Source organism: Providencia sp. UF-224, assembly GCF_058245955.1.
Genome location: NZ_JBSICC010000009.1, coordinates 49,259 through 72,797, shown reverse-complemented (window position 1 = coordinate 72,797; position 23,539 = coordinate 49,259). Strand labels below are relative to the sequence as shown.

Below are 23,539 nucleotides of genomic sequence, written 5' to 3'. Positions count from 1 at the left end.
TGACTAAGTTCGGTAGTGGTGCTTATCCAAGCCGTATTTTTTCATGCGCAAATACAATTTTTTCCGTGGCATTTGCAGGTATTCCGACACGTCATTAATTCGCCCCTGATGAATGTTGAGCGCTTCGGTAATAATTTGTCGTTCATAATTTTCAATTTGCTGATCTAATGCAGTAGGTACAACGGATGCCAAAAGTGGATTCGCAGTTTCCCCCATTGGCATAATACCAACCGCATATAGTTCAGCGGCATTTGCCAACTCACCCACATTACCAGGCCAATGACGGCGCGTTAGTTTTTTAATAAAGGCGTCATCAAGTACAGGGAAATGTAAATTCAACCGAGTACACGCCAGTTCAAGGTAATGCTCAAATAGCGGCGCAATATCGGCTTTTCTTTGTAATAATGGTAGGCAATTAATTTGTGTCATTGAAAAACAATAATAGAGCTCAGCTATCAGTTTTTGCTGTTTGGTTAACTGGATTAATGGCGTTTCTGAAATACCAATTAAGCGAAATTGACGATGCTCTTGCTGAAGATGCTGAGCTAAAAAACGTTGTTGAGTCAATGGCATCAATTCAATGTTTTTAATAACTAAAGTGCCATCTGCAACTTCACCCAACCACATATCTAAAGGTGTCTCTTGCTCATTCAATAAGGTTTTGATCACCAAAGGTGAGCTTCGATTAGTACTTATCTGGTGCAGATAACGGGACAAATAAACCCGTCCAGTTCCTAATTCCCCATGAAAGAACACCGCGGCGTGCGTTTCGGCTAACCCTTGTAATTGTTGATGAGTTTGCTGCGTCCACTCACTTTGTCCCACAAAATTGAGAGTCAGTTGTTTTTGCCCCCAACGCCGTTGAGTAACCCGTTGTTTACGTGCCATCAGGGCATTTTCGACTTCCAACAACAAATATTCAGGGTTAATCGGCTTTTGAATGAAATCCCATGCGCCTAATTTAACCGCTTCAACCGCCATCGGTACATCACCGTGGCCTGTGATCAGTAAAACAGGTAAATGTTTATCTTTTTCAAGGAATAGGCTCATTAGCTCAATCCCTGAACAATTGGGCATACAGACATCGCTCAAAACGATGCCACACCAGTCTCGATGAACAAGGTCTTTTGCCGCTAATGGATCATCACAACTGAATACGCGATAACCAGCCTGCTCAAGCAACAGGCAATAAGCTTCAAGCACATCTTTGTCGTCATCTATGAGTAAAATATCGTTATTATCATCAAGCATGTTCTTGTACCTTCTTAAAACTTAAAATGACACACCCATTACGGCTAAGCGTCGAAGCAATTCGCATTTCTCCGCCTAATTGCTGCATAATCGAATAACTGATGGATAACCCCATTCCTAGGCCAATTTCTTTGCTGGTGGTAAATGGCTTCATTAATGAATCAGCCAACGCGAGAGGCCATCCCTCACCGTTATCACTGATATACAAGACTAAATCATCATCCAATTCGCTGTAATCAATCGTAATTGCAGCATGATTTGGACTGGCATCCAATGCATTCACTAACAAGTTCACTAAAACTTGTGAAATACCAATTTCATCCCCCAGCACCAATGGAATTTTTTCAGGGAGATATAATGCCGCCTCACGGGTTTTGCGCTGCAATAATAAAATATCCCACGCACTTTTTAGGCTTATAATTAAATCAATAGGTTGTAAGACCTCTTGACGATCTCGTTTACGAGCAAATTGACGCAATGAACGAATAATCCCGTCCATTCTCGTAATTAATGACTCCGACTTATTAAGCGAAGCAATAACACCGGCATTATCTTCCCGTTGCAGCGCTTTTTTCGCCATATACACATGCATGGATAGTGCATTTAATGGTTGATTAATTTCGTGTGCCAATGAGGTCATGGTCTGCCCAACGACGGCTAATTTTGCAGTTTGGATCAGCTCATCTTGCGTGGTTCTTAAGTTCTGCTCAATGACTTTTCTATCGCTAATCTCTTGCTCTAGTTGATATTTTTGCTGATTGATTTGATCGAGCGTCCGTTGCAGCAACATCGCAATACGCCCTAATTCATCACGCCCTTCCACTGGAATTTGCGTGGTTAGATCCCCAAGGCTAATTTTCACAACAGCTTGGTTTAGCAAATTAAAACGTTTAACGAGGCGCGAACGGATCACAAAGTAGTTAAATAATACCGCCAGTAATAAAGCTAATGAGGCGGTAATAATAATCACCGTCCCACTAAGTGACATAATGTCCGATAAATGATGGTTTAAAGTCTGTAGCTGCGAATGGCTGTTACCTAATTGCAAATCAAGTTGGCTACGAAAGCGCCCCAGAATTCGGTCTTTTTCTGTTGTCATCTCTGCTAACGCAGCTTTTGCACTTTGGTAATTTTGCAACGCTGACGCCATTTTGCTTTCAGATAAGCCAATATCGAGAAGTTCATCGATAGTTTGGTAGAGTGTCACAGTGCTTGGATACTGGTTTAATGCTCCTTCACTCCCTGCAATATTGCTTTTTAAGTAGTGTAAATACCTAATATAGCTATCATTTTCTTCTTTTGTACCTTGCGGAGTATTATCTTGTGTGCTTTTGAGTCGGTTGACCAATACGTTGACAATCTGATCTTCTAAGCGTGCCAAGGTATAAATTAATTGCAGCTCGCTTTGTACACTACGCAACCGGCTCTGCAAGGCTTTCGCTTGGTTTGGTTCTTGCTCAAACTTATCTAATAAAGACCCTTGCTGTAAGCTAATATCTTGCGATAACGATGTCAGTTCCGTATTGAAGTCATCATGCAGCCAACTAATACGCGCTGATAACGTATTCACTTTTTCATTGGCTAAAAATAGCGTGTAGAGCGCTTTATCAAGTTGAGAAAGTAAGTTTTGGCTTTCAGAAATGATTTCTGCAATCTGCTGATGATCACGCCCAGTTAAATTTTGATTGATTCCATCAATTTTACTCAAATGGTCGGTAATTTGATTGCGCAGTTGCAGCCGAGTGCCAGTATTGGGCGCTTTTAGAAATTCATTGAGTTCTTCAACTAACGTATTTAATTGCCCATCAATTAAAAATGAAGATTGAATACGTGGAAAATAATCACCCAAAGCATAACGAATTTGCTGGTTTTGCTCGTGCCATGCATACAAACTTGCTCCGCTGACAACTAATGTCATAAAGGTAACCGCAATAAATGCACTGCGCAAAATTCCGCTTAAGCTAAATAGGCCTAAATAATGAATAATCCAGCGCTTCATTTGACCGTTTCCAAATAGGCAATTGCACGACGTTGCTGTTCCTGAAAGAATCGCTGCCAGCGCATATACTCCACTTCAGCCTTGCTGCTATCCTCAAAGCGAGAGTAATATTCTGGATCACGGCTTTCTGCCTCAGAGACTGGCACCGCAGTCAATAACGCACGCGCTTCAGGTAATGGCTTTTTCAACTGAGATTCCGCCATATACACCGCACGCCATGCATCTTTAGATTCCATCAAACGATAAGTAATCGCATAATCAAATAATTGCTGAACTAAGCGTTGACGTTTTAAGACTAAATGTTCATCTAACAGTTTTGGTTGATTTAACAGCTGACTCTGCTGCGCCTTACGTGGGTCACTGTCTGGCAATGGTGTTACTGGGTATTTTCCTGTATTGCTATCCGCCAAGATTTTTTGCCCCTGCTCACTGAGCAAAAAGTTGATAAATTGCTGGGCTTTTTCCTGATGCAAACTATAGCGAGTGATGGCAATAAAAGTCGGTAATGTCACTGAGTCAGGCAAATAATGAAACTCAAGGTCAGGTTCCCCGAGCAGTAAGTTAGCATAGTTATCGATAATAGGTGCCGCTCCCCCTAATCCCGTTTTAATTTTATCTGCTACGCCAAAACTGCGCGATGACACGGTCGCTAAATTCCCCGAGACATTGAGTAAGATCCGCCACCCTTCATCCCATCCCCGCTGTTGTAACAACGATTCAATCATAAGGTGGTAAGTATCTGAGCGCGATGGGCTACTTATCAATAACATGCCTTGATAACGGCTATCGGTTAGCTCGTTCCATGTTTTCGGGATCGGTAATTGGTTTTCTGCCATCCAATGGCGGTTAGCAAAAATGCCATAGCCAGAAAATGCCACCGCAGCCACGGTGCCTTTTAATGATGCGGGTACTAGGCTCTGTGAAATATTTGGAGGATCTTGCAATGTCGCTAGACGGTCATGTTGTTGTAAATGCTGCATTAACATTGGGGAAGAGGTCAAAACCAAATCCACATTTTCCATTACCTGAGTATCAAGTAAGCGTTCTAAAGAGGCACTTGTTCGGTTAATGGTGCGAATGGGTATTGAATCTGGTAAGGCATTCCAGCTCTCCATAATATGGATAGTGGCTTCAGGGGAGAGCGTTGTAGCAATCACCAGTTCGTCATTTTGCAGAGCAGCTAAACGACTCGAGAAAGTTAACCCTATGATAGGTATTAGCAATATTAAAAACATCACCTTAAGTCGAATTATTTTTTTCTGCATACGATGATCCTAAGCCCTGTGAGTAGATGTGATTTACATCAAGAAAGTAACAATCTTTTTATTTTGGCGAAAAAAGTGTTTGAGACATTTTTCACTCTTTTATCTTTATTTTTTATTTCTTTGAAATAATTAAAAAAAATCAAATATCATTTATGTGAATTATTGGGATGCTTAAATATCCTGAAATACGACTGAAAGAGGAATAGAAACCAATAATTAAATAAAACAATAGTGATAAGTTTATCGCGTTTTCTTTCATTGTCCCCCTAATTAGCTCATTAATGTAACCGCCACCACATTCTGAATAAAAATAAAGTAAGTCAATTATATTCATGGGTCAAATTGACCCTTACCTTTCTAAAATTGAGTCAAATTTGACTCAAATACATGATATTGAGATATTTTTTAAAGAAGAACATGATGAGCAGGTCAACAATAAAAAACGACAAAAATTCAAAAAAATAATTTTTTAATATTATTAACACAGGTGAATTTATGCTGTCATTTTTAAAACCCGCTACGGCAAAAAATAGTGTTGCATCCAAAGACGTGTCCGCAACATATAAACGTTATCGTGTTCAAGCACTACTCAGTGTATTTCTAGGTTATTTAGCTTATTATATTGTTCGTAATAATTTCACTCTATCCACCCCCTATTTAAAAGAAAATTTAGATTTAACCACAACGCAAATTGGTATGTTAAGCAGCTGCATGTTAATTGCTTATGGTATCAGTAAAGGCGTTATGAGCAGTTTAGCTGATAAAGCTAGCCCAAAAGCCTTTATGGCATTTGGTTTGATCCTCTGTGCCATCGTTAACTTTGGCATGGGTTTTAGTAACGCTTTTTGGTTATTTGCTGGCTTTGTTGTTCTCAATGGTTTATTCCAAGGAATGGGAGTAGGCCCTTCATTCATTACCATTGCCAATTGGTTCCCGCGCAAAGAACGAGGTCGTATCGGTGCTTTTTGGAATATTTCCCATAATGTCGGTGGTGGTATCGTCGCACCGATAGTTGGTGCTGCCTTTGCTGTACTAGGTACAGAGCATTGGCAAAGTGCCAGTTATATGGTGCCTGCTGTTATCGCTATCCTATTTGCTGCCGTAGTCTTAATCTTAGGCAAAGGAACCCCAGTTCAAGAAGGTTTGCCTGCCCTTGATAAAATGATGCCTGAAGAGCAAGTCCTCCTCACCAGCGAACAGAAAGACAAATCACCAGAGAATATGAGTGCCTTCCAAATTTTCTGTACTTATGTACTGAAAAATAAAAATGCATGGTATATCTCGTTCGTGGATGTGTTCGTTTATATGGTGCGCTTTGGGGTGATCAGCTGGTTACCAATTTACTTGCTCACAGAGAAAAACTTCTCTAAAGACCAAATGAGTGTGGCTTTCTTATTCTTCGAATGGGCCGCAATTCCTTCCACCTTATTAGCGGGTTGGTTAACAGATAAACTGTTTAAAGGCCGCAGAATGCCATTAGCTATTATGTGTATGGTATTGATTTTCTTCTGCTTGATTGGTTATTGGCAAAGCCAATCCCTTGCGCTAGTGACTTTCTTCGCGGCAATTGTTGGTTGCTTAATTTACGTGCCTCAGTTCTTAGCTTCAGTACAAACGATGGAAATTGTACCGAGTTTTGCGGTTGGTTCAGCGGTAGGTTTACGCGGGTTCCTAAGCTATATTTTAGGCGCAACGTTAGGAACAAGTTTGTTCGGTTTCATTGTTGACCGTATGGGCTGGCACGCAGGCTTCTATTTACTGTTAGGTGGTATTGTTTGCTGCATCATCTTCTGTATCCTGTCCCACTTTGGTGCATTAGAATTAGAGCGCAATCGCCAAGATGCTCTACGTCCTACTCAGTTAGCAAATGCATAAACCTTAGCCTATTCATCGTGCGTCATAAATAAGTACGCACGATGAATGCCTCAAATTTACAGATGTACCCCAACATACCGTTGATAACGTGTTGGTTTTAGCTTGGTTAAATCCACCAGCACCAAACCATCGATACAATCATTGAATGATGGGTCTGTACCAAAATCCATAAATTGCACGCCACCGGGCTCACACAGCTCGGTGTATTGCTTATAAAGCGTCGGAATAGAACATCCGATGTTATTTAATAAACTTTTGAGTTTCACCAAGTCTTCTTGGTAATTATCACCGGCGAATTGCGCCAACACCTGCGGTAGAGAGGCTGGATAGGGTTTGTGGGATTGCACCATTGACTGTTCAGCAGAAAAATATAAGCGGTAAAACGTGATCAATAAATCACGCGCCGCAATCGGCATCGCGCCCGAAATGGAGACGGGGCCAAATAAATAACGGTATTGGGGGTATTTCGCTAAATAGGCCCCAATGCCTAACCACAGATAATCCAGCCCGCGTTTTCCCCAATATTTCGGTTGAATAAAACTGCGACCTAACTCAATACCTTGAGCAAGAATGGGAAGCATCCCTTCGTCATAGTGGAATAAACTCGCGCTGTAGATCCCCGCTAACCCTTTGGTTTCAATTTGCTTTTCTGTAGGAATAAAACGATAAGCACCAACGATATCGAGCTCATCTTCATCCCACAACACTAAGTGATAATAATCGTCATCATAGCTATCTAAATCACGGCGCTTGCCTGAACCTTCCCCTACCGCACGAAACGAAATCTCACGTAGCCGTCCTAATTCACGCAATATGGGCGAGCGGACTTCTTGATGGCGTTGATAAAGGTAAATGGCTTTGCCATCTGGTGATGTGCCCAAACGCTCACAAGCTGCCAAGGCTTTTTTCAGTTCAAGTCGGTCTTCAGGTAAAGCAATTGCCGCTTCACTGGTAAACAGCCCCTCTTTGCCCTTTCCTAATAAATAAACGTGGCGGCGAAAACGTTCTGCTAACTCGTGGGCTTTGGTGTGGCCATCATACCAATGACTAAAAGGAATGCGCCCCCCAATACAAATTTTGAGTTTTTTGCCCCGCTGTTTGAACATTTCCCTGACCAACATCAACGTGGACAATGGCTTGTAAATCAATGAGGCAAAATAGAATAAATGGCTATTTCGCCCCTGAATATGGATAGGCACAATCGCGGCGCGTGCTTTTGCTGCTAGGCGTAAAAAACCCGTGCGCCAGTGATTATCGCGAATGCCTTTACTACTGAGCCGCGAAACTTCCCCCGCAGGAAATACGATCAATGCCCCGCGGTTGTCCAAGTGCTGTTGCATGGCTTCCACTTGCTGGCGATTGGTGCGGTTGCTGATATTATCGACGGCAATAAACAGGCTTTTTAATGGTTCAATATAGTTAAGAAACTGGTTTGCAACGATTTTCACATCAGGGCGTACGGTTGCCACGGTGCGTAATAACGCTAGCCCATCTAACGAGCCTATTGGGTGATTTGCCACCAAAACAACAGGACCTTCTGCGGGGATATTTTCTAAATCACCATCAATTAATTCACAGCGAATATTGAAATGCTCAATAACTTGTTCGATAAGATCCAACCCTTTCAAATGGGGGTAATCTTGGGCAAATTGGCTAAATTCTTTTTCGAAAAGAAGGCGTTTTAATACACTGCGCTTCCATGCAGGTGGGGCTTGATGTGGGTATATATCGTGGAGTAAGGCATCGACACTAAACATCATGTTATCTCCATCCGAACTGAGTTACTGCGAACTTAAGTCAGATGCGTGACAACATGATGGCGGTTTTATGACAAAATGATGAAGCGATAGAAAACTAAGCCTGTTGGCGAGTCGCCGCTAAGACAATTTCACGGATACACACCGATTGTGGCTGTTGATAAGCGAAACGAATAGTATTGGCAACATCCTCCGCTGACAGCACAAGGCCCCCCATCTCTTTTTTCCACTCTTGGTAGCCTGATTTAATCCCTTCATCCGTCGTGTGGCTAAGTAATTCTGTTTCAACCGCCCCTGGTGCAATGGTGATCACACGAACATTATGCGGGGCAAGCTCTTCGCGTAAATTTTCAGAAATGCCGTGAACAGCAAATTTAGTGCCCACATACGCCACATGGTTTGGAAAGGTTTTTCGCCCTGCGACTGAACTGATATTAATGATAGTGCCACTTTTACGTGCCACCATGCCATCTGCAACCGCATGAACGCCATTCAACACGCCTTTAATATTCACATCCACCATAGTATCCCATTGGTTAGGGTCTTGATTTGTGATGTCACCTAAAAGCATAACGCCCGCGTTATTTATTAGGCCATCAACCGGGCCAAACTGCGCCTCTGCTTCTTTAATGGCATTCACAAAGGCGGTTCTATCCGTAACATCTATAGACTTACATAACGTGTTAGGTAAATTTAATGCCAACATTGGTTCAATGCGCCGTGCCAGCAATAAAAGTGCATGCCCTTCATTAGACAGAATTTTTGCCGTGGCAAGGCCAATGCCTGAACTCGCACCAGTAATGACCACTAATGATTTTACGTTTTGCATATTGCATCCCATATAAATTTAATTGATATCTAAAACCATGGGCAGACTATATTTCATCCGAAAGTTACATTAAAATGGTTTATTCTTCTCACAGACATCAAAAAAATCTATGGATTATCGTCAACTTCACGCCTTTATCGCCGTTTTCGAAGAACGCAATATCACCACGGCTGCGCGGCGGTTATTCCTCACGCAACCTGCGCTCTCAGCGACGATCAAAACGCTGGAAGATAGCTTAGGCACCCAGCTGTTTAAGCGCCTACCAAGAGGTGTTGATGTCACTGAAGATGCACGAATTTTATACCCGCACGCACAACGCATGGTAGCTGAACTAGACACTCTAGCAAGCAGCTTTAAACGCGAAAAAAATCGCCAGCCTCTGCAAATTGGCATTGAAGAGGATATCGCTAACCAGCATGTTTGTGCTTTCTTAAAACAGATTCAAGACCCTGATTTTCATTTATTAATTGCCTTGGAGTCGGGCTGTAAAGGAGATATCCGCCTTGCTTGCGAAGAAATGCGCTGTGAGGATGAGCTGTTTATTCCACTCGCGAGTGAGCCATTTGTTTTAGCGATGTCACCAGAGCACCCGCTCACCAGTAAAAAGACCATGACATCCGCTGATTTACACGGATTGTGTTGGGTTATGTGCCCTGAGCTTGCTTGGCACCAGCGTTTTTTACCGATTTACGGCGCGACAGCAAATTCCCCCTCCGCCCATGCCAGCACCTTTTCCCTCGCGCTTGGTCTGGTAGCGCTCAACTTAGGCGTGGCAATCGTGCCGCAATCCCTTGCCAGTGAACACGCAAACATCGTTTCCCGCCCTTTACCTGTCCATGCACTGTCACGGCGTATCGGCGTGTGTTATGCCATCCAATCATTGTCGTCCCCTGCGGTAGAGCAGCTTATCAACCATTTAACTCGTCAATAGCCGTCGACATTTTTGACGATCACGCTGTTTGCCAAACGGCACAACACAGCTTTGGTCACATCAAAAACAATAAATTCAATCAGTTAGATATCGATAAATTTACCTTAAAAATTGGCATAAACCCTGCATTAGCTTAAGTGTTAAGGCGGCAATGACCGCTACATAAAAACACAGGAGCAATGTTGATGGAAAAAGTCATCACCGTCTGCCCGTATTGCGCCTCAGGCTGTAAAATATACCTGAAGGTGGAGAACGGGAAGATCATCGGCGCAGAGGGCGCAAATGGTCACACCAATGAAGGGGAGCTCTGCCTAAAAGGTTATTATGGCTGGGACTTCATTCACGATACGAAAATATTAACGCCTCGCTTAAAAAATCCGATGATCCGTCGTGAGCGTGGTGGCAAACTCGAAGTTGTTTCATGGGAAGAAGCGATTGAATTTGCCAGTTCTCGGTTACTGGCAATTAAAGAAAAATATGGCCCTAAAGCCATCATGACGACCGGCTCATCCCGTGGCCCGGGTAATGAAGCCAACTTTGTGATGCAAAAATTTGTTCGTGCGGCAGTCGGTAGCAATAATATCGACTGCTGCGCACGTGTCTGACACGGCCCTTCGGTTGCAGGTCTGCAGCGTTCGGTCGGTAATGGCGCCATGAGCAACTCAATTGTCGAAATTGAGGATACCAAATGCATTTTTGTCTTCGGTTACAATGCCGCAGACTCACACCCTATTGTCGCTCGCCGAATTTTAAAAGCGAAAGAAAAAGGGGCTCAAATTATTGTTTGCGATCCGCGTTATATTGAAACTGCGCGCATTGCAGATATTCACTTACCTTTGAAAAATGGGTCAAACATTGCGTTACTGAATGCATTTGCCCACGTGATCATCGAAGAAAACTTGTATGACAAAGCGTTTATTGATGCACATACTGAGAAATTCGAAGAGTATCGCACCTTAGTCGCGCCTTATACCCCTGAATCAGTGGAAGAAACCACGGGTATCAAAGCAGAAGACATTCGCAAAACGGCCCGCATGTATGCCAAAGCAGAAAGCGCGACGATTTTGTGGGGCATGGGTGTCACCCAGTTCTATCAAGGTGTTGAAACCGTTCAATCCCTCACTAGCCTTGCGCTACTTACAGGGAATTTAGGTAAGCCGCATGTTGGCGTTGGCCCTGTTCGGGGTCAAAACAACGTACAAGGCGCCTGCGATATGGGCGCACTGCCAAATACCCTGCCCGGCTACCAGTATGTGTCGGATACCGCTGCACTGGAAAAATTTGCTCAATTCTGGGGCATTGAAAGTATGCCAGCAGAGAACGGTATTCCCCTGAGCGAAGTACCACACTTTATTGATGAAGGTGTGTTAAAAGCTCACTATGTGATGGGGGAAGACCCGCTACAAACGGAGCCTGACCTTGCCACTATCCGCCGTACTTTCGATAAGCTCGAGTTGTTGATTGTCCAAGATATCTTTATGACCAAAACCGCGTCCATTGCCGACGTGATTTTCCCTGCCACGTCTTGGGGGGAACATGAAGGTGTGTACACCGCCGCTGACCGTGGTTTCCAACGCTTCTATAAAGCGGTCGAGCCTGTCGGTGACGTGAAAACAGACTGGGAAATCATTAGCTTAATGTCAACGGCCATGGGTTACCCAATGCACTACAACAACACCAAAGAAATTTGGGATGAGTTACGTGAATTGTGCCCGATTTACTATGGCGCGACCTATGAAAAAATGGCGGACTTAGCCTATATTCAATGGCCGTGTAAGACATTAGACAGCCCCGGCACGGAATATTTGTACGAAGGTGGTCAATTCGACACGCCAAATGGCAAAGGGCAATTCTTTACCTGCGATTGGCGCCCACCGATTGACCAAGTTAGCGCGGATTATCCGATGGTGTTAGCAACAGTGCGCGAAGTGGGTCACTACTCTTGCCGCTCAATGACGGGTAACTGCAAAGCCTTGGCAGCATTAGCGGATGAGCCCGGTTTTGTGCAAATCAATACCGCAGATGCAAAAGCGTTGGGGATTAAAGACCAAGAGCTGGTTTGGGTGGCATCACGGCAAGGTAAAGTTATTACCCGAGCCAATATCAGTGACAGACCTAATAAAGGCGCGGTATACATGACTTATCAGTGGTGGATTGGTGCCTGTAATGAGCTCGTGGCAGAAAACCTCAGCCCAATCACCAAAACCCCTGAATATAAGTACTGTGCAGTACGGGTTGAGCCTATTGCGGACCAACAAAAAGCCGAGTATTTCGTTGTTCAGGAATACACAGGGATTAAACGTCGGTTACGTGAGGCGGCAGAAGGCCTTTAATTTGCGTTAAATAACCAATTAAGCCAATGGTTTCAATCAAACCATTGGCTTTTTTATTTGATTAACTAATAATGTGTATATTAATAAAATATTGATAATTTGTTATTCAGTCTGATTTCAAAAAAATTAAATGATATTTGAATAAATTTAATCTCAGTCGCGCTCTTCAAATATAAATAATAATTAATTTCATTAAGACAATTATTATTTATTTTCATATTACTATCCATTATATGAAAATAACGATAATCAGCCTGATAAATATAATCAAAAAATAAAAAATCAGAATAAATCCTGAACCGAGATCCCTAACCGCTGCATACGTGATAATAATGTGGTGCGTTTTAACCCTAAGCGCGTTGCAGCCCCCCTCGCCCCAGCAACCACACCGTTTGTCGCTCGTAGCGCCGCAATAATTCTATCCCGTTCTTCGTCATCGCTTTCGGGGGCTGCGGTTTGCATGCGTTTTTCTATGGCGCTGGGCTTTTCAAAGGCATTTTTAAGGCGTGAAGGCTTTGGGATATTGAGTTCATGCAGTTGTAAATTCAAGGTATTTCCACGAGTTAAAATCACTGCCCGCTCAATGACATTTTCCAACTCACGGACATTACCCGGCCATGGATACAACGATAGCTGTGCCAGTGCGTCACGGGGAATACACTCAATTTTACGGTTCATACGCTGCGCAATTTTTTGCGTAAAATGGGTGGCAAGTAGTGGAATATCTTCAGGCCTTTCACGTAGCGGCGGGATAATAATCGGGAACACATTCAGCCGATAATACAGATCCTCACGGAACTCACGCTCATCCGTCATGCCCTTTAAGTCACGGTTCGTTGCCGCAATCAGCCGTACATCCACAGGAATAACTTTGTTGCCACCGATACGTTCTATTTCACGCTCTTGTAGCACACGGAGTAATTTTGGTTGTAATTCCAATGGCATATCGCCGATTTCATCTAAAAATAGCGTGCTTTTATCCGCCATTTCAAAACGGCCGATGTGCGTAGTGGTTGCCCCAGTAAACGCGCCTTTATCGTGACCAAATAAGTCACTTTCCAACAAACCAGACGGAATAGCCGCACAGTTCATCTTAATAATTGCGCGACGATGTCGGTCACTTAACCGGTGAATGGCACGGGCGATTAACTCTTTACCTGTTCCCGTTTCCCCTAAAATCAATACGGTACTGTCGCTGCGCGCCACCAAATCCACTTGGTCGAGCACATTACGCATAGCTGCACTTTGAAAAATGATTTCGCTAAAACTTTCATTGCCGTGAATTTGCTCATTGAGCCAGAGGTTTTCATTTTTCAAACTGTCTTTTAAGCGAGTAATTTCACCGTACGCCGCCGCATTATCCACCGCAATAGCAAAACGCGCCGCAATCTGTTTGAGTAAATTGCAGTTATCATCGGTAAAAATGCGGGTATCTTCGTGGGATAAGACTAAAACGCCAAGGGGTTTGTGGTTAAATGCCAACGGTAATAAAAACGTCTCTGTCATTCCTTGGGCACATAGGTGCTGGTATAGCGGGTCTTGGGTTGATTGGTCAAGGGTCAAGCGCATAGACTGATTACTTTCAAGCACTTGCGTTAAATCAGGGTGTAATTCATTTAAGTGGTATTGGCTCTTTTCAACGGGTTTTCCGCGGCGGTGATGACTTGAATAACAAAGGTATACCGCCGAGCTATAATTATCACACAGGGCAATACTAATTTGGCGAATACCAAAAAAGCGGTAAATTTCTCGGGAAACTTCGGCAACTAATCCATCCATTTCTAAATGTGATAAAACGGAATTAGTAATATCTACCAGTATTCGATATTGGTCGCGTTCATGGCGTATACGTTCATTACTTTCAGTGATCCCCACAAATACCCCATTCTTTTTAATCATTTCCTTGAGATGTTATAAACACTCAAACTAATGGCCATTGATATAATTAAACATCAATACGACACCAAATAAGATTATTGTAATGACTCTAAAGAAAAATAATATCATTGTCTGATTTAACTTTGATCCAATCCCCTATTTTTACCCTGTAAATTAAATTGTAATATATATAATTATATAACGAATCAATATTAAGCTTCGTCATTATTGTCGAAAGCGTGTCGAATATATTTTCCGTCTATGAATAAAGCCCTCCACTATTTATTAATTTACTGATTTAACTGAATTTAATTATTCCATCAATTTGGCACGATCCATGCTTATACCTGAGTATCTAAATTGAAAACAAGTACATCGGAACGTTGAATGTATTGTCATCATCTATTATTCAGGAGAGTAGGATGAACCGTTTCATCATTGCAGATCCCAAAAAATGCATTGGCTGCCATACTTGCGAAGTCGCGTGTGTGGTATCCCACCAAGAACAAGAAACGGGGATCGCCACTGTCGTCAAAGATGAATTTTTCCCACGAATTCATGTATTAAAAGGTTATACCGTCAGTACGGCCGTAGTGTGCCGCCAATGTGAAGATGCCCCGTGTGCCAATGTGTGCCCGAATGGTGCGATCAGCCGTAAAGATGATTTTGTCTATGTTGACCAATCAAAATGTATTGGTTGTAAAACCTGCGTTATCGCCTGCCCTTACGGCACCATGGAAGTCATCAGCCGACAAGTCGACCAGCAAGTCACTGCTCTCAATACCATCCCACAATATCGCGCTGAAGCCCATAAATGCGACTTATGCCATACCCGCGAAGGAGGTCCTGCTTGTGTGGAAGTGTGCCCAACGGAGGCGTTGATGGTTGTCGATAGAAACCGTATGGATGAAATCATTAAAGAGCGCCGACGCCGTGCTGCCTTTGAAATTCCGCCGGATATCCTGCTGTAAGGAGCGTGCTATGCATGAAGTTGCATTATGCCAAAATGCCTTTGAAATCATTGAGCAACACGCCAAGCAAAACCATGCCCAGCGCGTCACAGGGGTGTGGCTCGAATTAAGTGCGGTCTCCTGTGTCGAAGAGTCAGCGGTGCATTTTTGCTTCGACATTATTTGTCGCAATACCCTTGCGCAAGGCGCTACGCTCCATGTGTCTACCGTACCCGCTCAGGCACAATGCCGCGATTGCCAACGTACCGTGCAAATCACCCAATTTGAAGCGGGCTGCCCACACTGTGGCAGCCGAAATTTGCACGTGGATAGCAGCAGTAGCATGCAGGTCAAACAGATTGAAGTTGAATAATATTCTATGTAGGAGTTTGTTATGTGTTTAGGCATCCCCGGAAAAGTGGTCAGCGTAGGCGAGTCCCCGATGGATACCGCCCAAGTTGAAGTTTGTGGCGTCAAACGCGATGTGAATATTGCGCTAGTATGTGAAGGGGAAACCGCAGCAATGATTGGCAAATGGGTGCTTGTCCATGTGGGCTTTGCGATGAGCATCATTGATGAACAAGAAGCACACGATACCCTTGCCGCACTCATGGCGATGGAAGAAGTCGAGGAAGATGTTGGCTACTTTTTGCGAGGTAATGCTTAAGTCGAGGACAAATCGCAGCGCCTCACCGCACTGCGATCTTCCCCCTAGGCGTTTATTCCCCCTCAAATAGGGTAAAGCCGCCTAACCCTTGCCACTGAGGTAATGCAGCATACACTTGTTGCACTGCCGAAATCACCTTCTCATTCATTGGCATATAAAAACCCACTAAGTCTGGCTGAATACCTAAGAAAATAATCTCTTCAATATCCTCTTTTAATTGGTCGATTAAAAAATTTAACGGCAAATTATGGGTGCTCATGATAAACATTTCAGCGATATCATCGGGGTCAATAATTCGTATTTCACCCGGTGCTAAACCAATATCGGCAGCATCCACAATCAATAAGCGCTGGGGTTTTAATGCACGCACTTGGTGAGATACACTTTCAGGGCTGCTCCCGCCGTTAATCGCCAGCCAGCCATCAATCGAGTTGGCTTCCATTAAATCGAATAACATCGGCCCGGCACCGTCATCCCCCATCATGCTGTTTCCGACGGCCAACATCAGGTTTTGCACAGAGGGTTGGTTTGGTTCGGCTAATACCTTGTTTTCAGCAAATTCATCATCTAATAATAGAGAGCCTTGTCGGGTTGTATGCCCCACGCCCTGCCGCTTCACAATCAAATAAATCGCGGGTTCCCGCTCAATTTCGCCGAGAAGCTGGATCAGCGTTTCGCTCCACGCTTGATAAGGGGACTGCGGGTCTTTAGCAAAACCATCTAATGCCAGCGCCAACATATTGGTGTGGGTCGAGTCGATATTAATTTCACCAAAGGTGATTAAGCCTTGTAACTTACGACGAGCCTCCCCCTCAGGTAAGGCTTGAACCCAAGACTGATAGCCCGCTAGCGGGCAGACTAACTCGGTTTTTAGGCAATCAATCATCCCAACGTGGTGACCTATCGCCAACGAGTAATACATCACTTGCTGGGCATCTTCTGGAATGTCATCGTCACTGTCGACAAACTTTTGGCGCAAAGACCAAAAAAAGACTTCGCCTTCCGTTGGCGAAGGGCTAGCCGAAGCTGGACTAGTCATGAATGCCTCCTTGCTTCAACACAGCGACTAAACGGTTAACAATGTCACGCAAACGAGGGTCTTGCTCTTCGTTGAGCCACGTTTGTAATGTGCTTTGAACTTGGACTGGGCTCGCGCCATCTAATAAGGATAAAAACCGGTCGCTAATTTCGCGGCCTTGGTAATAACCCGCTTGGCGGCGCGCTTCACGTTCGATCATCACCCGAGTGGCAAGCGGAATAGATGGCAATATAAGCTCAACACGCTCGTCATCGGCTTCATGATGGTCTTGCGCTGACAATTTTTGTTTCAGTAAACCCAGTGCCACGGCAAAGCCATAAATGGTCGCCGCAGGGGTTGGCGGGCAACCTGGGATCCACACATCGATAGGCACGATGTGCTCGCTACCACCCCACACGCAATACAGATCATGGAAAATACCGCCACCACAACCACAAGCCCCATAGGAGATACAAATTTTGGGATCAGGTGCGGACTCATAAGCCCGTAATGCAGGCATGCGCATAGCGCGAGTGACCGCTCCAGTGAACAGCAAAATATCTGCGTGGCGAGGGGAGGCAACCACTTTGATCCCGAAGCGTTCTGCGTCAAAAACGGGGGTAATTGCTGAGAAAATTTCGATTTCGCAGCCATTACAGCCACCGCAGTCAACACGGTACACATAGGCGGAGCGCTTGATGTCTTTGAGCAGCGTGCTTTTCAGCTTAGCCACTTGCTCATCCAATTGAATAGGCTGGCTAACGTGATGATTAATAGGAATATCTGGCAGACTCATTATTTATCTCCCTCAATGTGCAAGCGGAAATTTTGGCGGCCATTGTTCAGCAAATTGTTTTTTTGTTTACAGGATGGGCAGGTTTCATACATCGGGCGTAGCGCTTCAATACCGCTTTCTTCAATACCTGACGCCACCATTAACGCCATCGCGTAATCCACCGATTTTTTAGGGGCGAATGCTTCGCCACATTGGCGGCAATGTTGTAAGCGGAAGGTGCCTTTCATGTACAAGTCAGCCTTATTCATGACCGCCGTTTCGAATTCTTCCGTTAAATGAATGGCGCGAGTTGGGCACACTTCTTCACAACGGGCACAATAGATGCAGCGCCCGAGGAATAACTGCCAACGACGCTCACCGCTTGCCAAGTCAGTTTCCATGGTTAACGCATTGGCAGGGCACGCGGAAATACAGGCGCCGCAGGCAATGCATTGTTGCGGGTCATATTCAGGTTTACCACGAAATCCGTGAGCCACTTCAAGGGGCTTGAACGGGTATTTCACCGTCGCCGTTCCTGCATTTTGAAGGGTTTTAAACAGTTTAAACATAATATGCCCTCCGCCTATTTCATTATCGACGTTTTACGGTCGATACTGTGCTGCTCAAGTTCTTTGTATGCCACGGTTTTGGCTTTGCGTTTTTTCACGTCCACCAGCGTCACACGGTCAGTACAAGAGTAACAAGGGTCAAGGCTACCAATGATCAACGGCGCATCGGAAACCGTATTGCCTTGCAGCATATAGCGCAACACTGGCCAGTTGGCATAGGTCGCCGCACGGCAACGCCAGCGGTACAGTTTTTGGTTATCCCCTAACATGCTCCAGTGAACATCCTCCCCGCGCGGCGCTTCCGTATAACCCAGCGCAAATTTATGTGGCTGATAAGTAAAGCCTTCCGTGAGGATTGGCCCTTCTGGCATGTTATCTAGCGCGTATTCAATCATCGACAAGGAATCCAGCGTTTCTTTAATACGCACCATCACCCTTGAATACACATCGCAGCCATCAAGGCTGAATAAGGTTTTTGGTAAGTTGCCATAATCGGCAAATGGGTGGTCAAAGCGCACATCGCGTTTAAAGCCGCTCGCGCGGATCATCGGCCCCACAGGGCTGTAATCACGGGCAATTTGTGGTTCTAAACGCCCTACGCCAACAGTACGTTGTTCCATATTTGGCGTGCTCAGTAACATGTCCACCAATTGGGTTACATCACGGCGCATCTCCTGCACCAACTGAATGGTTTTCACACGCTGTTCTTTGAGGAAATCACGGCGAACGCCGCCAATCAGGTTCGTGCCGTACGTTTTACGTGCGCCTGTTAGCAATTCCGCCATGGTCATGGATTTTTCACGCACGCGGAAAAACTGCATAAACCCCGTGTCGAACCCGGTAAAGTGGCTTGCGAGGCCAATATTCAGTAAGTGGCTGTGAAGACGCTCGACTTCTAAAAGCACACTGCGAATGGTGTGCGCACGTTGAGGTACATAAATACCAAGGGCATTTTCCACCGAAGAGGTATACGCCACGCTATGGGTAAAACCACAAATTCCGCAAACACGGTCAGATAAAAACGTGACTTCGTTATAGCCCATGCGGGTTTCTGCCAGTTTTTCCATCCCACGGTGGACATAAAACATACGGTAATCCGCATCGACAATACGCTCGCCATCAACGAATAAGCGAAAATGCCCAGGTTCATCGGAGGTGATATGCAGCGGGCCAATAGGTACAACGCGGCTTTGGGTTTTGCTGTCGTTAATAAACTCGTAGGTTTCGGTGTCGGTGGTTGGCGCAGGGCGCTGGCGATAATCCATGGTGTCTTTACGCAACGGGTATAAATCTTCTGGCCAATCATCAGGCAGTACTAAGCGGCGTTCATCGGGCAAGCCAACGGGGCGCAGGCCGTACATATCGCGGATTTCTCGCTCCCCCCAAACGGCAGCAGGAACACGCGGCGTCACAGACGGGAACTCTTGGGTGATTGGGCTAACAAAGGCTTTCACTGTCACCCAACATTTTTCCCCTTCTTCCATGGAAAGCGCGTAATACACGGCAAATTGGCCATTGAGTGGGCGTTCATCATTGCCCCATAAAACAGGTAACCAACCGCCACAGCCGTAGTAAAGAAACTCCACCACCTCAGGTAGCATATCCGTTTTCACGGTAATGGTGAGCTGATTAGCGGTCTGCCACTCTTCATCCAGCACCGCATGGGGAAATTTCTCGCGCACTTGAGTCAGATAGCCAACGCCTTTGCGAACGCCTTGAAGGGTATCTGTATAGTTCTGATAGCTCACGTTATTTCTCCTGCACTGATGCGGTAGAGGCGCTAACACCCCACGGCCATTGGTAATGTAATTGAGTTGATTCTGTTGAAGTTGCCGCGCTATCGGTTAATACAATAGTGGCGGCATTTTCGAGTAAGCGGCTAACTGGTTGTGGAATGTGGGTTCCCATCACTAACATCAATACGATGAGGACTGCCATTGGCAACGTCGTTAAAATACCCAGTTCACCACGAGACACACAGTCGGGTTGCTCGCCAAATAAGGTTTTCGAGATCATGCGCACCAACCCGCCTAACACGATAGTGATCAACACCAAAACCAGCAGGGTTAACCAGAAATGATTAGCGGCGATCCCCGCGACCACAATCATGAATTCGCTGAGGAAAATATTGAATGGCGGCATACCGCCCAGAGCCAATGCGCCGCCGGCAAACACCACTGCCGTAAATGGCATAGTACGCAGTAAGCCTTTCACCACGGTGATATCTCGCGTGCCGTATTTCAGTAAAACGTTCCCTGAACCGCAGAACAGCAAGGTTTTACCCAAGCTATGGTTCAAGGTGTGCAGCAAGGCCGCTAACACCCCTAATGGGCCACCAATACCCAATGCCACTGCAATCAGCCCCATGTTTTCCACACTGGAATAGGCCAGCAGGCGTTTCATGTCTTTTTGCACTAAGATGAAAAATGCGGCAACGGCCACTGAGAGCAAGCCGAATACCAGCAATAGCGTTTGAGTGAATTCACCGCCAATCGCGGAGGTTACGATGATGTAGTAGCGAATGATGATCAGCAGTGCGCAGTTAAGCAGTACTGCGGAAAGTAACGCAGAGGTTGGGCTTGGTGCTTCACTGTGCGCATCAGGTAACCAAGCGTGCATTGGGAACAGACCCGTTTTGGTACCAAAACCAATCAGCACGAAGACAAACGCTAAATGCATCAAGGTTGGGTCAAGTAACTCGGTGTATTTCAGCACTTCGGTCCAGAAAATAGCGAGCTCAGGGTTTGGCATCACATTGACCGCATTGGCGTACACCAAAATTGTCCCAAACAGGCCAAATGCCACGCCCACGCTACAAATAATGATGTATTTCCACGCCGCTTCCAGTGACGAACGCTGCCCATAAATCCCCACTAAGAACGCCGAGCTCAGTGTGGTCGCTTCCACCGCTGCCCACATTAAAATTAGGTTATTACTGGTGATCACCAACAGCATGGTAAATAAGAACAGGTGGAAGAAACCATAGTAATTACATAAGGTTCCTACACTGATCTCGCCATCTGCCACTTCGTGATTCATGTAGCCGATGGAATATAACCCCGTTAAGAAGCCGACAATACCTAAAATAGCGAGAAATAACCCTGCGAGGCTATCGAGGTGGATCCAGTTCCCCGCCATCAGCAAATCACCGACCTCACTGATGGTATTGACCATCCACAATGACAAAACCAACAACACCACAATGCCGACAGTATGCACCAGTGTAACGGCGGGTTTTGCGCCGCTACCGAGCAATCGGCACGCAAAGGCCAGCAGTGAAATCACCAGCGGCGTTGCCATTAATAACGTTAACAACATACTTTGACTCATCTCATCACCCCTTCAGCGCGGTCAGTTGATCCACGTTCAGTGTGTTGAGCGTGCGATAAATTTTACGTGCCAGTACCGCCATGATAATCACGGCGAAAATCGCATCGGTGGCGATACCAATTTCCACCAGCTCAGGCGCTTTATAAGCCAGTAAAGCCAAGGTCAAGTGAGAGCCGTTTTCCATCAAGCAGTAACCAAACGCCTGTTTGAGGATATTGCGCTGTGTGACAATGCACAGCAGGCCTAACATAAAGTGACCGAGGGAAACCGCCAGCGCAGGTTTTAGCTCCGTGGCAATCGGCAATTTGATAGGCTCGACCACAAACCAGCACAGCACCACTATCACTGCCGCGGCTAGCATCAACCATGCAGGGCTGATCACCCCGCCATTGGCTGACGGGTCTGACAGCTTGCGAAATGCATAACCTAAAATCACAGGGACTAAAATCACCTTGGTGATAAATGCCGAACCCGCCCACATCGCGAGTTCAGGGGCATGGAGGGTCTGGGACAAGGTGCCAAAAATCGCCACTAACACCAGCGATTGCAAGGCATAGAACCAGCACGAGGTCACAGGACGCTTCGCCCCGATAACCAACAGCGAGGTGATCATCATCAATCCCGCTAAATTATTCACAATCATGGAACCAGTCATACTTTCTCTCCCTTAATTGAGCCAGATGACGGCTATCACGCTCGAACCGAAGGACATCACGATCAGCAAACCAATCACCCACTGCATTGCCCATGGCACAGCACTGCCGTTTGCCACGTCTTCACTTGGCTCACCGGGCACCACTTTGCCGAACCAGTACAGTAGCCATGCAAAGCTAGCGACCGATTCAATCAACACCAGCACCATAATTGGTGTGAGGATCCAGAAGTGTTCAGAAAGGGCGAAGCCTGCCGCGAAGATAGGGAATTTGCTGAAGAAGCCGTTAAGCGGTGGTACCCCTGCAATTGCCAGTGCGGCAACGCAGAAACCAACACCCAACAGCGGGTAACGTTTTGCTAAGCCGCGTAAACGTGGCAGCATCCGTGTTCCACAGCTATAACTCAGCGCACCCGCAACAAGGAAGAACAAGCTTTTGGCAAATGCGTGGTTGAAGATATAGGCGATACCGCCTTGGAACGCTTCTTTCGACCCAAATACGGATAACGACAGGGCAAGGAAGATGTAAGCCAGCTGAGTGATAGTTGACCATGCCAGCAGACGTTTCATGTCTTTTTGTGGCAGGTACATCATAAAACCATACACCAGAGTGATAACTGCCATCACCACACCGACCCAACCAATGATTTCAGGCACATGATCCGAGGACATCAAGCTACGGGCGAAGATATATACCCCGACTTTCACCATTGATGCCGCATGTAAGTAAGCACTCACTGGGGTAGGTGCTTCCATTGCATCAGGCAACCACGCTTGCAGAGGCAGTTGAGCTGATTTCCCCCACGCAGCGAATAAAATCCCACCAAACACAATCAAACTTGCAGACTCATTGAGCTGGCCAATGGCGCTCAGCGCGAATGTCCCTGTGTTGATAAATAAAGTGGCAGCAGCTAAATACAGCCCTAACGAACCAATGTGAGTGATAAGCAGCGCTTTCATCGCACTGCGTTGGGATTTTTCAGTTTGGTAATAACCAATCAATGCCCAAGAACATCCCCCCGTAATTTCGAAGAAGACTAACTGGCCTAAAATGGTGGAAGATAACACCACACCAGCCATTGCCCCGATAAATATCAGCAAGAATGCATAATAACGACGAGTTGGTCCATGGGCGTGCTCGCGGTTCCCCTCAGTTAAATAACCCGTTGAATATAAACAGATTAAGAAACCTAAGAACACGACTGCAAAGGCAATCAATGTGCTAACGCCGTCAATAGTGAAGCCGAATAGCTCGACATCCCCTGCTTGGATCAGGGTCAGCGTAGTGGCCACTTTGCCACCGGATAAATACAGCCAGCCGAGTATCCCCGTACCGATTGAAGCAATCAGTGCAACAACGGTGCTCAGCCACGGTGCCATACGAGTGGGCAAGCTACTCACCAGTAATGCGCCAATAAAGGGAATAAGTAGCGTGGCGAGTGCAATATTTTCTAACATGC

General features: G+C 45.5%; 19 protein-coding genes and 1 pseudogene. 6 read left to right on the top strand and 14 right to left on the bottom strand.

Annotation, left to right across the window (positions count from 1 at the left end):
* Window positions 1–3 precede the first annotated feature (3 nt).
* Genes pgtA through AC4IFO_RS10755 form a run of 3 tightly spaced genes read right to left on the bottom strand, consistent with a single transcriptional unit; the run spans window position 4 to window position 4,485 of the window.
* The gene (gene pgtA, locus AC4IFO_RS10765; protein WP_490734213.1) at window positions 4–1,251 is read right to left on the bottom strand and encodes a two-component system response regulator PgtA; all 1,248 of its coding nucleotides are present in this window, start codon (window positions 1,249–1,251) and stop codon (window positions 4–6) included.
* Window positions 1,244–3,250: a two-component system sensor histidine kinase PgtB gene (gene pgtB / locus AC4IFO_RS10760; protein ID WP_490734211.1), complete on the bottom strand. Its 2,007-nt coding sequence runs from the start codon at window positions 3,248–3,250 to the stop codon at window positions 1,244–1,246. Before pgtB ends, pgtA begins: the two co-directional genes overlap by 8 nt.
* A complete protein-coding gene (locus AC4IFO_RS10755; RefSeq protein ID WP_490734388.1) occupies window positions 3,247–4,485 on the bottom strand; it encodes an ABC transporter substrate-binding protein in 1,239 nt (412 codons plus the stop codon). Before AC4IFO_RS10755 ends, pgtB begins: the two co-directional genes overlap by 4 nt.
* 525 nt (window positions 4,486–5,010) lie before the next feature.
* Between AC4IFO_RS10755 and pgtP the strand changes: the two genes are divergently transcribed.
* On the top strand, window positions 5,011–6,390 hold the full coding sequence (gene pgtP / locus AC4IFO_RS10750) for a phosphoglycerate transporter PgtP (protein WP_490734209.1): 1,380 nt from the start codon (window positions 5,011–5,013) through the stop codon (window positions 6,388–6,390).
* A gap of 56 nt (window positions 6,391–6,446) precedes the next feature.
* Here the strand turns inward: pgtP and olsF are convergent, their stop codons facing one another.
* Both olsF and AC4IFO_RS10740 read right to left on the bottom strand, forming a co-directional pair.
* Window positions 6,447–8,147, bottom strand: coding sequence for a bifunctional ornithine lipid synthase OlsF (gene olsF / locus AC4IFO_RS10745; protein WP_490734386.1), 1,701 nt, complete (start codon window positions 8,145–8,147; stop codon window positions 6,447–6,449).
* Window positions 8,148–8,244: 97 nt separating this feature from the next.
* The gene (locus tag AC4IFO_RS10740) at window positions 8,245–8,976 is read right to left on the bottom strand and encodes an SDR family oxidoreductase (RefSeq protein WP_490734207.1); all 732 of its coding nucleotides are present in this window, start codon (window positions 8,974–8,976) and stop codon (window positions 8,245–8,247) included.
* Between the two features lie 109 nt (window positions 8,977–9,085).
* Here AC4IFO_RS10740 and AC4IFO_RS10735 point away from each other — a divergent pair, with 109 nt between their 5' ends.
* Both AC4IFO_RS10735 and fdhF read left to right on the top strand, forming a co-directional pair.
* Complete coding sequence (locus AC4IFO_RS10735; protein ID WP_273803486.1) at window positions 9,086–9,907, top strand: LysR family transcriptional regulator; 822 nt, start codon at window positions 9,086–9,088, stop codon at window positions 9,905–9,907.
* A gap of 185 nt (window positions 9,908–10,092) precedes the next feature.
* Window positions 10,093–12,240, top strand: coding sequence for a formate dehydrogenase subunit alpha (fdhF, locus tag AC4IFO_RS10730; protein ID WP_273803485.1), 2,148 nt, complete (start codon window positions 10,093–10,095; stop codon window positions 12,238–12,240).
* 282 nt (window positions 12,241–12,522) lie between these two features.
* Here fdhF and AC4IFO_RS10725 read toward each other — a convergent pair whose 3' ends face one another.
* A complete protein-coding gene (locus AC4IFO_RS10725; RefSeq protein WP_490734204.1) occupies window positions 12,523–14,139 on the bottom strand; it encodes a sigma 54-interacting transcriptional regulator in 1,617 nt (538 codons plus the stop codon).
* A gap of 401 nt (window positions 14,140–14,540) precedes the next feature.
* Here AC4IFO_RS10725 and hydN point away from each other — a divergent pair, with 401 nt between their 5' ends.
* From hydN to hybG, 3 genes are read left to right on the top strand one after another with little or no spacing between them, the layout of a single operon-like run.
* Window positions 14,541–15,089 carry an electron transport protein HydN gene (gene hydN, locus AC4IFO_RS10720; RefSeq protein ID WP_490734202.1) on the top strand — a complete coding sequence of 183 codons (549 nt, stop codon included), beginning with the start codon at window positions 14,541–14,543 and terminating at the stop codon, window positions 15,087–15,089.
* 10 nt (window positions 15,090–15,099) lie between these two features.
* Window positions 15,100–15,441, top strand: a complete 342-nt coding sequence (gene hypA, locus AC4IFO_RS10715) for a hydrogenase maturation nickel metallochaperone HypA (RefSeq protein ID WP_219244791.1) — start codon at window positions 15,100–15,102, stop codon at window positions 15,439–15,441.
* 21 nt (window positions 15,442–15,462) lie between these two features.
* Complete coding sequence (gene hybG, locus AC4IFO_RS10710) at window positions 15,463–15,735, top strand: hydrogenase maturation factor HybG (protein WP_219244792.1); 273 nt, start codon at window positions 15,463–15,465, stop codon at window positions 15,733–15,735.
* Window positions 15,736–15,787: 52 nt separating this feature from the next.
* Here hybG and hycI read toward each other — a convergent pair whose 3' ends face one another.
* The 8 genes and pseudogenes from hycI to AC4IFO_RS10670 all read right to left on the bottom strand — a co-directional run bounded on the left by hycI (window position 15,788) and on the right by AC4IFO_RS10670 (window position 23,537).
* Window positions 15,788–16,240, bottom strand: coding sequence for a hydrogenase maturation peptidase HycI (gene hycI, locus AC4IFO_RS10705; RefSeq protein WP_490734384.1), 453 nt, complete (start codon window positions 16,238–16,240; stop codon window positions 15,788–15,790).
* A 162-nt stretch (window positions 16,241–16,402) separates the two neighbouring features.
* Window positions 16,403–16,774 (bottom strand): annotated as a pseudogene (locus AC4IFO_RS10700) (formate hydrogenlyase maturation HycH family protein); the annotation flags it as partial.
* The gene (locus AC4IFO_RS10695) at window positions 16,767–17,549 is read right to left on the bottom strand and encodes an NADH-quinone oxidoreductase subunit B family protein (protein WP_273838393.1); all 783 of its coding nucleotides are present in this window, start codon (window positions 17,547–17,549) and stop codon (window positions 16,767–16,769) included. The pseudogene AC4IFO_RS10700 and the gene AC4IFO_RS10695, both read right to left, overlap by 8 nt.
* On the bottom strand, window positions 17,549–18,097 hold the full coding sequence (gene hyfH, locus AC4IFO_RS10690) for a hydrogenase 4 subunit H (protein ID WP_219244795.1): 549 nt from the start codon (window positions 18,095–18,097) through the stop codon (window positions 17,549–17,551). The genes AC4IFO_RS10695 and hyfH overlap by 1 nt, the downstream gene beginning before the upstream one ends.
* Before the next feature lie 14 nt (window positions 18,098–18,111).
* Window positions 18,112–19,845, bottom strand: a complete 1,734-nt coding sequence (locus AC4IFO_RS10685) for a hydrogenase large subunit (RefSeq protein ID WP_490734199.1) — start codon at window positions 19,843–19,845, stop codon at window positions 18,112–18,114.
* Window position 19,846: 1 nt separating this feature from the next.
* Complete coding sequence (locus AC4IFO_RS10680; RefSeq protein ID WP_490734197.1) at window positions 19,847–21,427, bottom strand: hydrogenase 4 subunit F; 1,581 nt, start codon at window positions 21,425–21,427, stop codon at window positions 19,847–19,849.
* 4 nt (window positions 21,428–21,431) lie between these two features.
* Complete coding sequence (hyfE, locus tag AC4IFO_RS10675) at window positions 21,432–22,082, bottom strand: hydrogenase 4 membrane subunit (protein ID WP_273803478.1); 651 nt, start codon at window positions 22,080–22,082, stop codon at window positions 21,432–21,434.
* Between the two features lie 12 nt (window positions 22,083–22,094).
* On the bottom strand, window positions 22,095–23,537 hold the full coding sequence (locus AC4IFO_RS10670; protein WP_490734194.1) for a hydrogenase 4 subunit D: 1,443 nt from the start codon (window positions 23,535–23,537) through the stop codon (window positions 22,095–22,097).
* Window positions 23,538–23,539 lie beyond the last annotated feature (2 nt).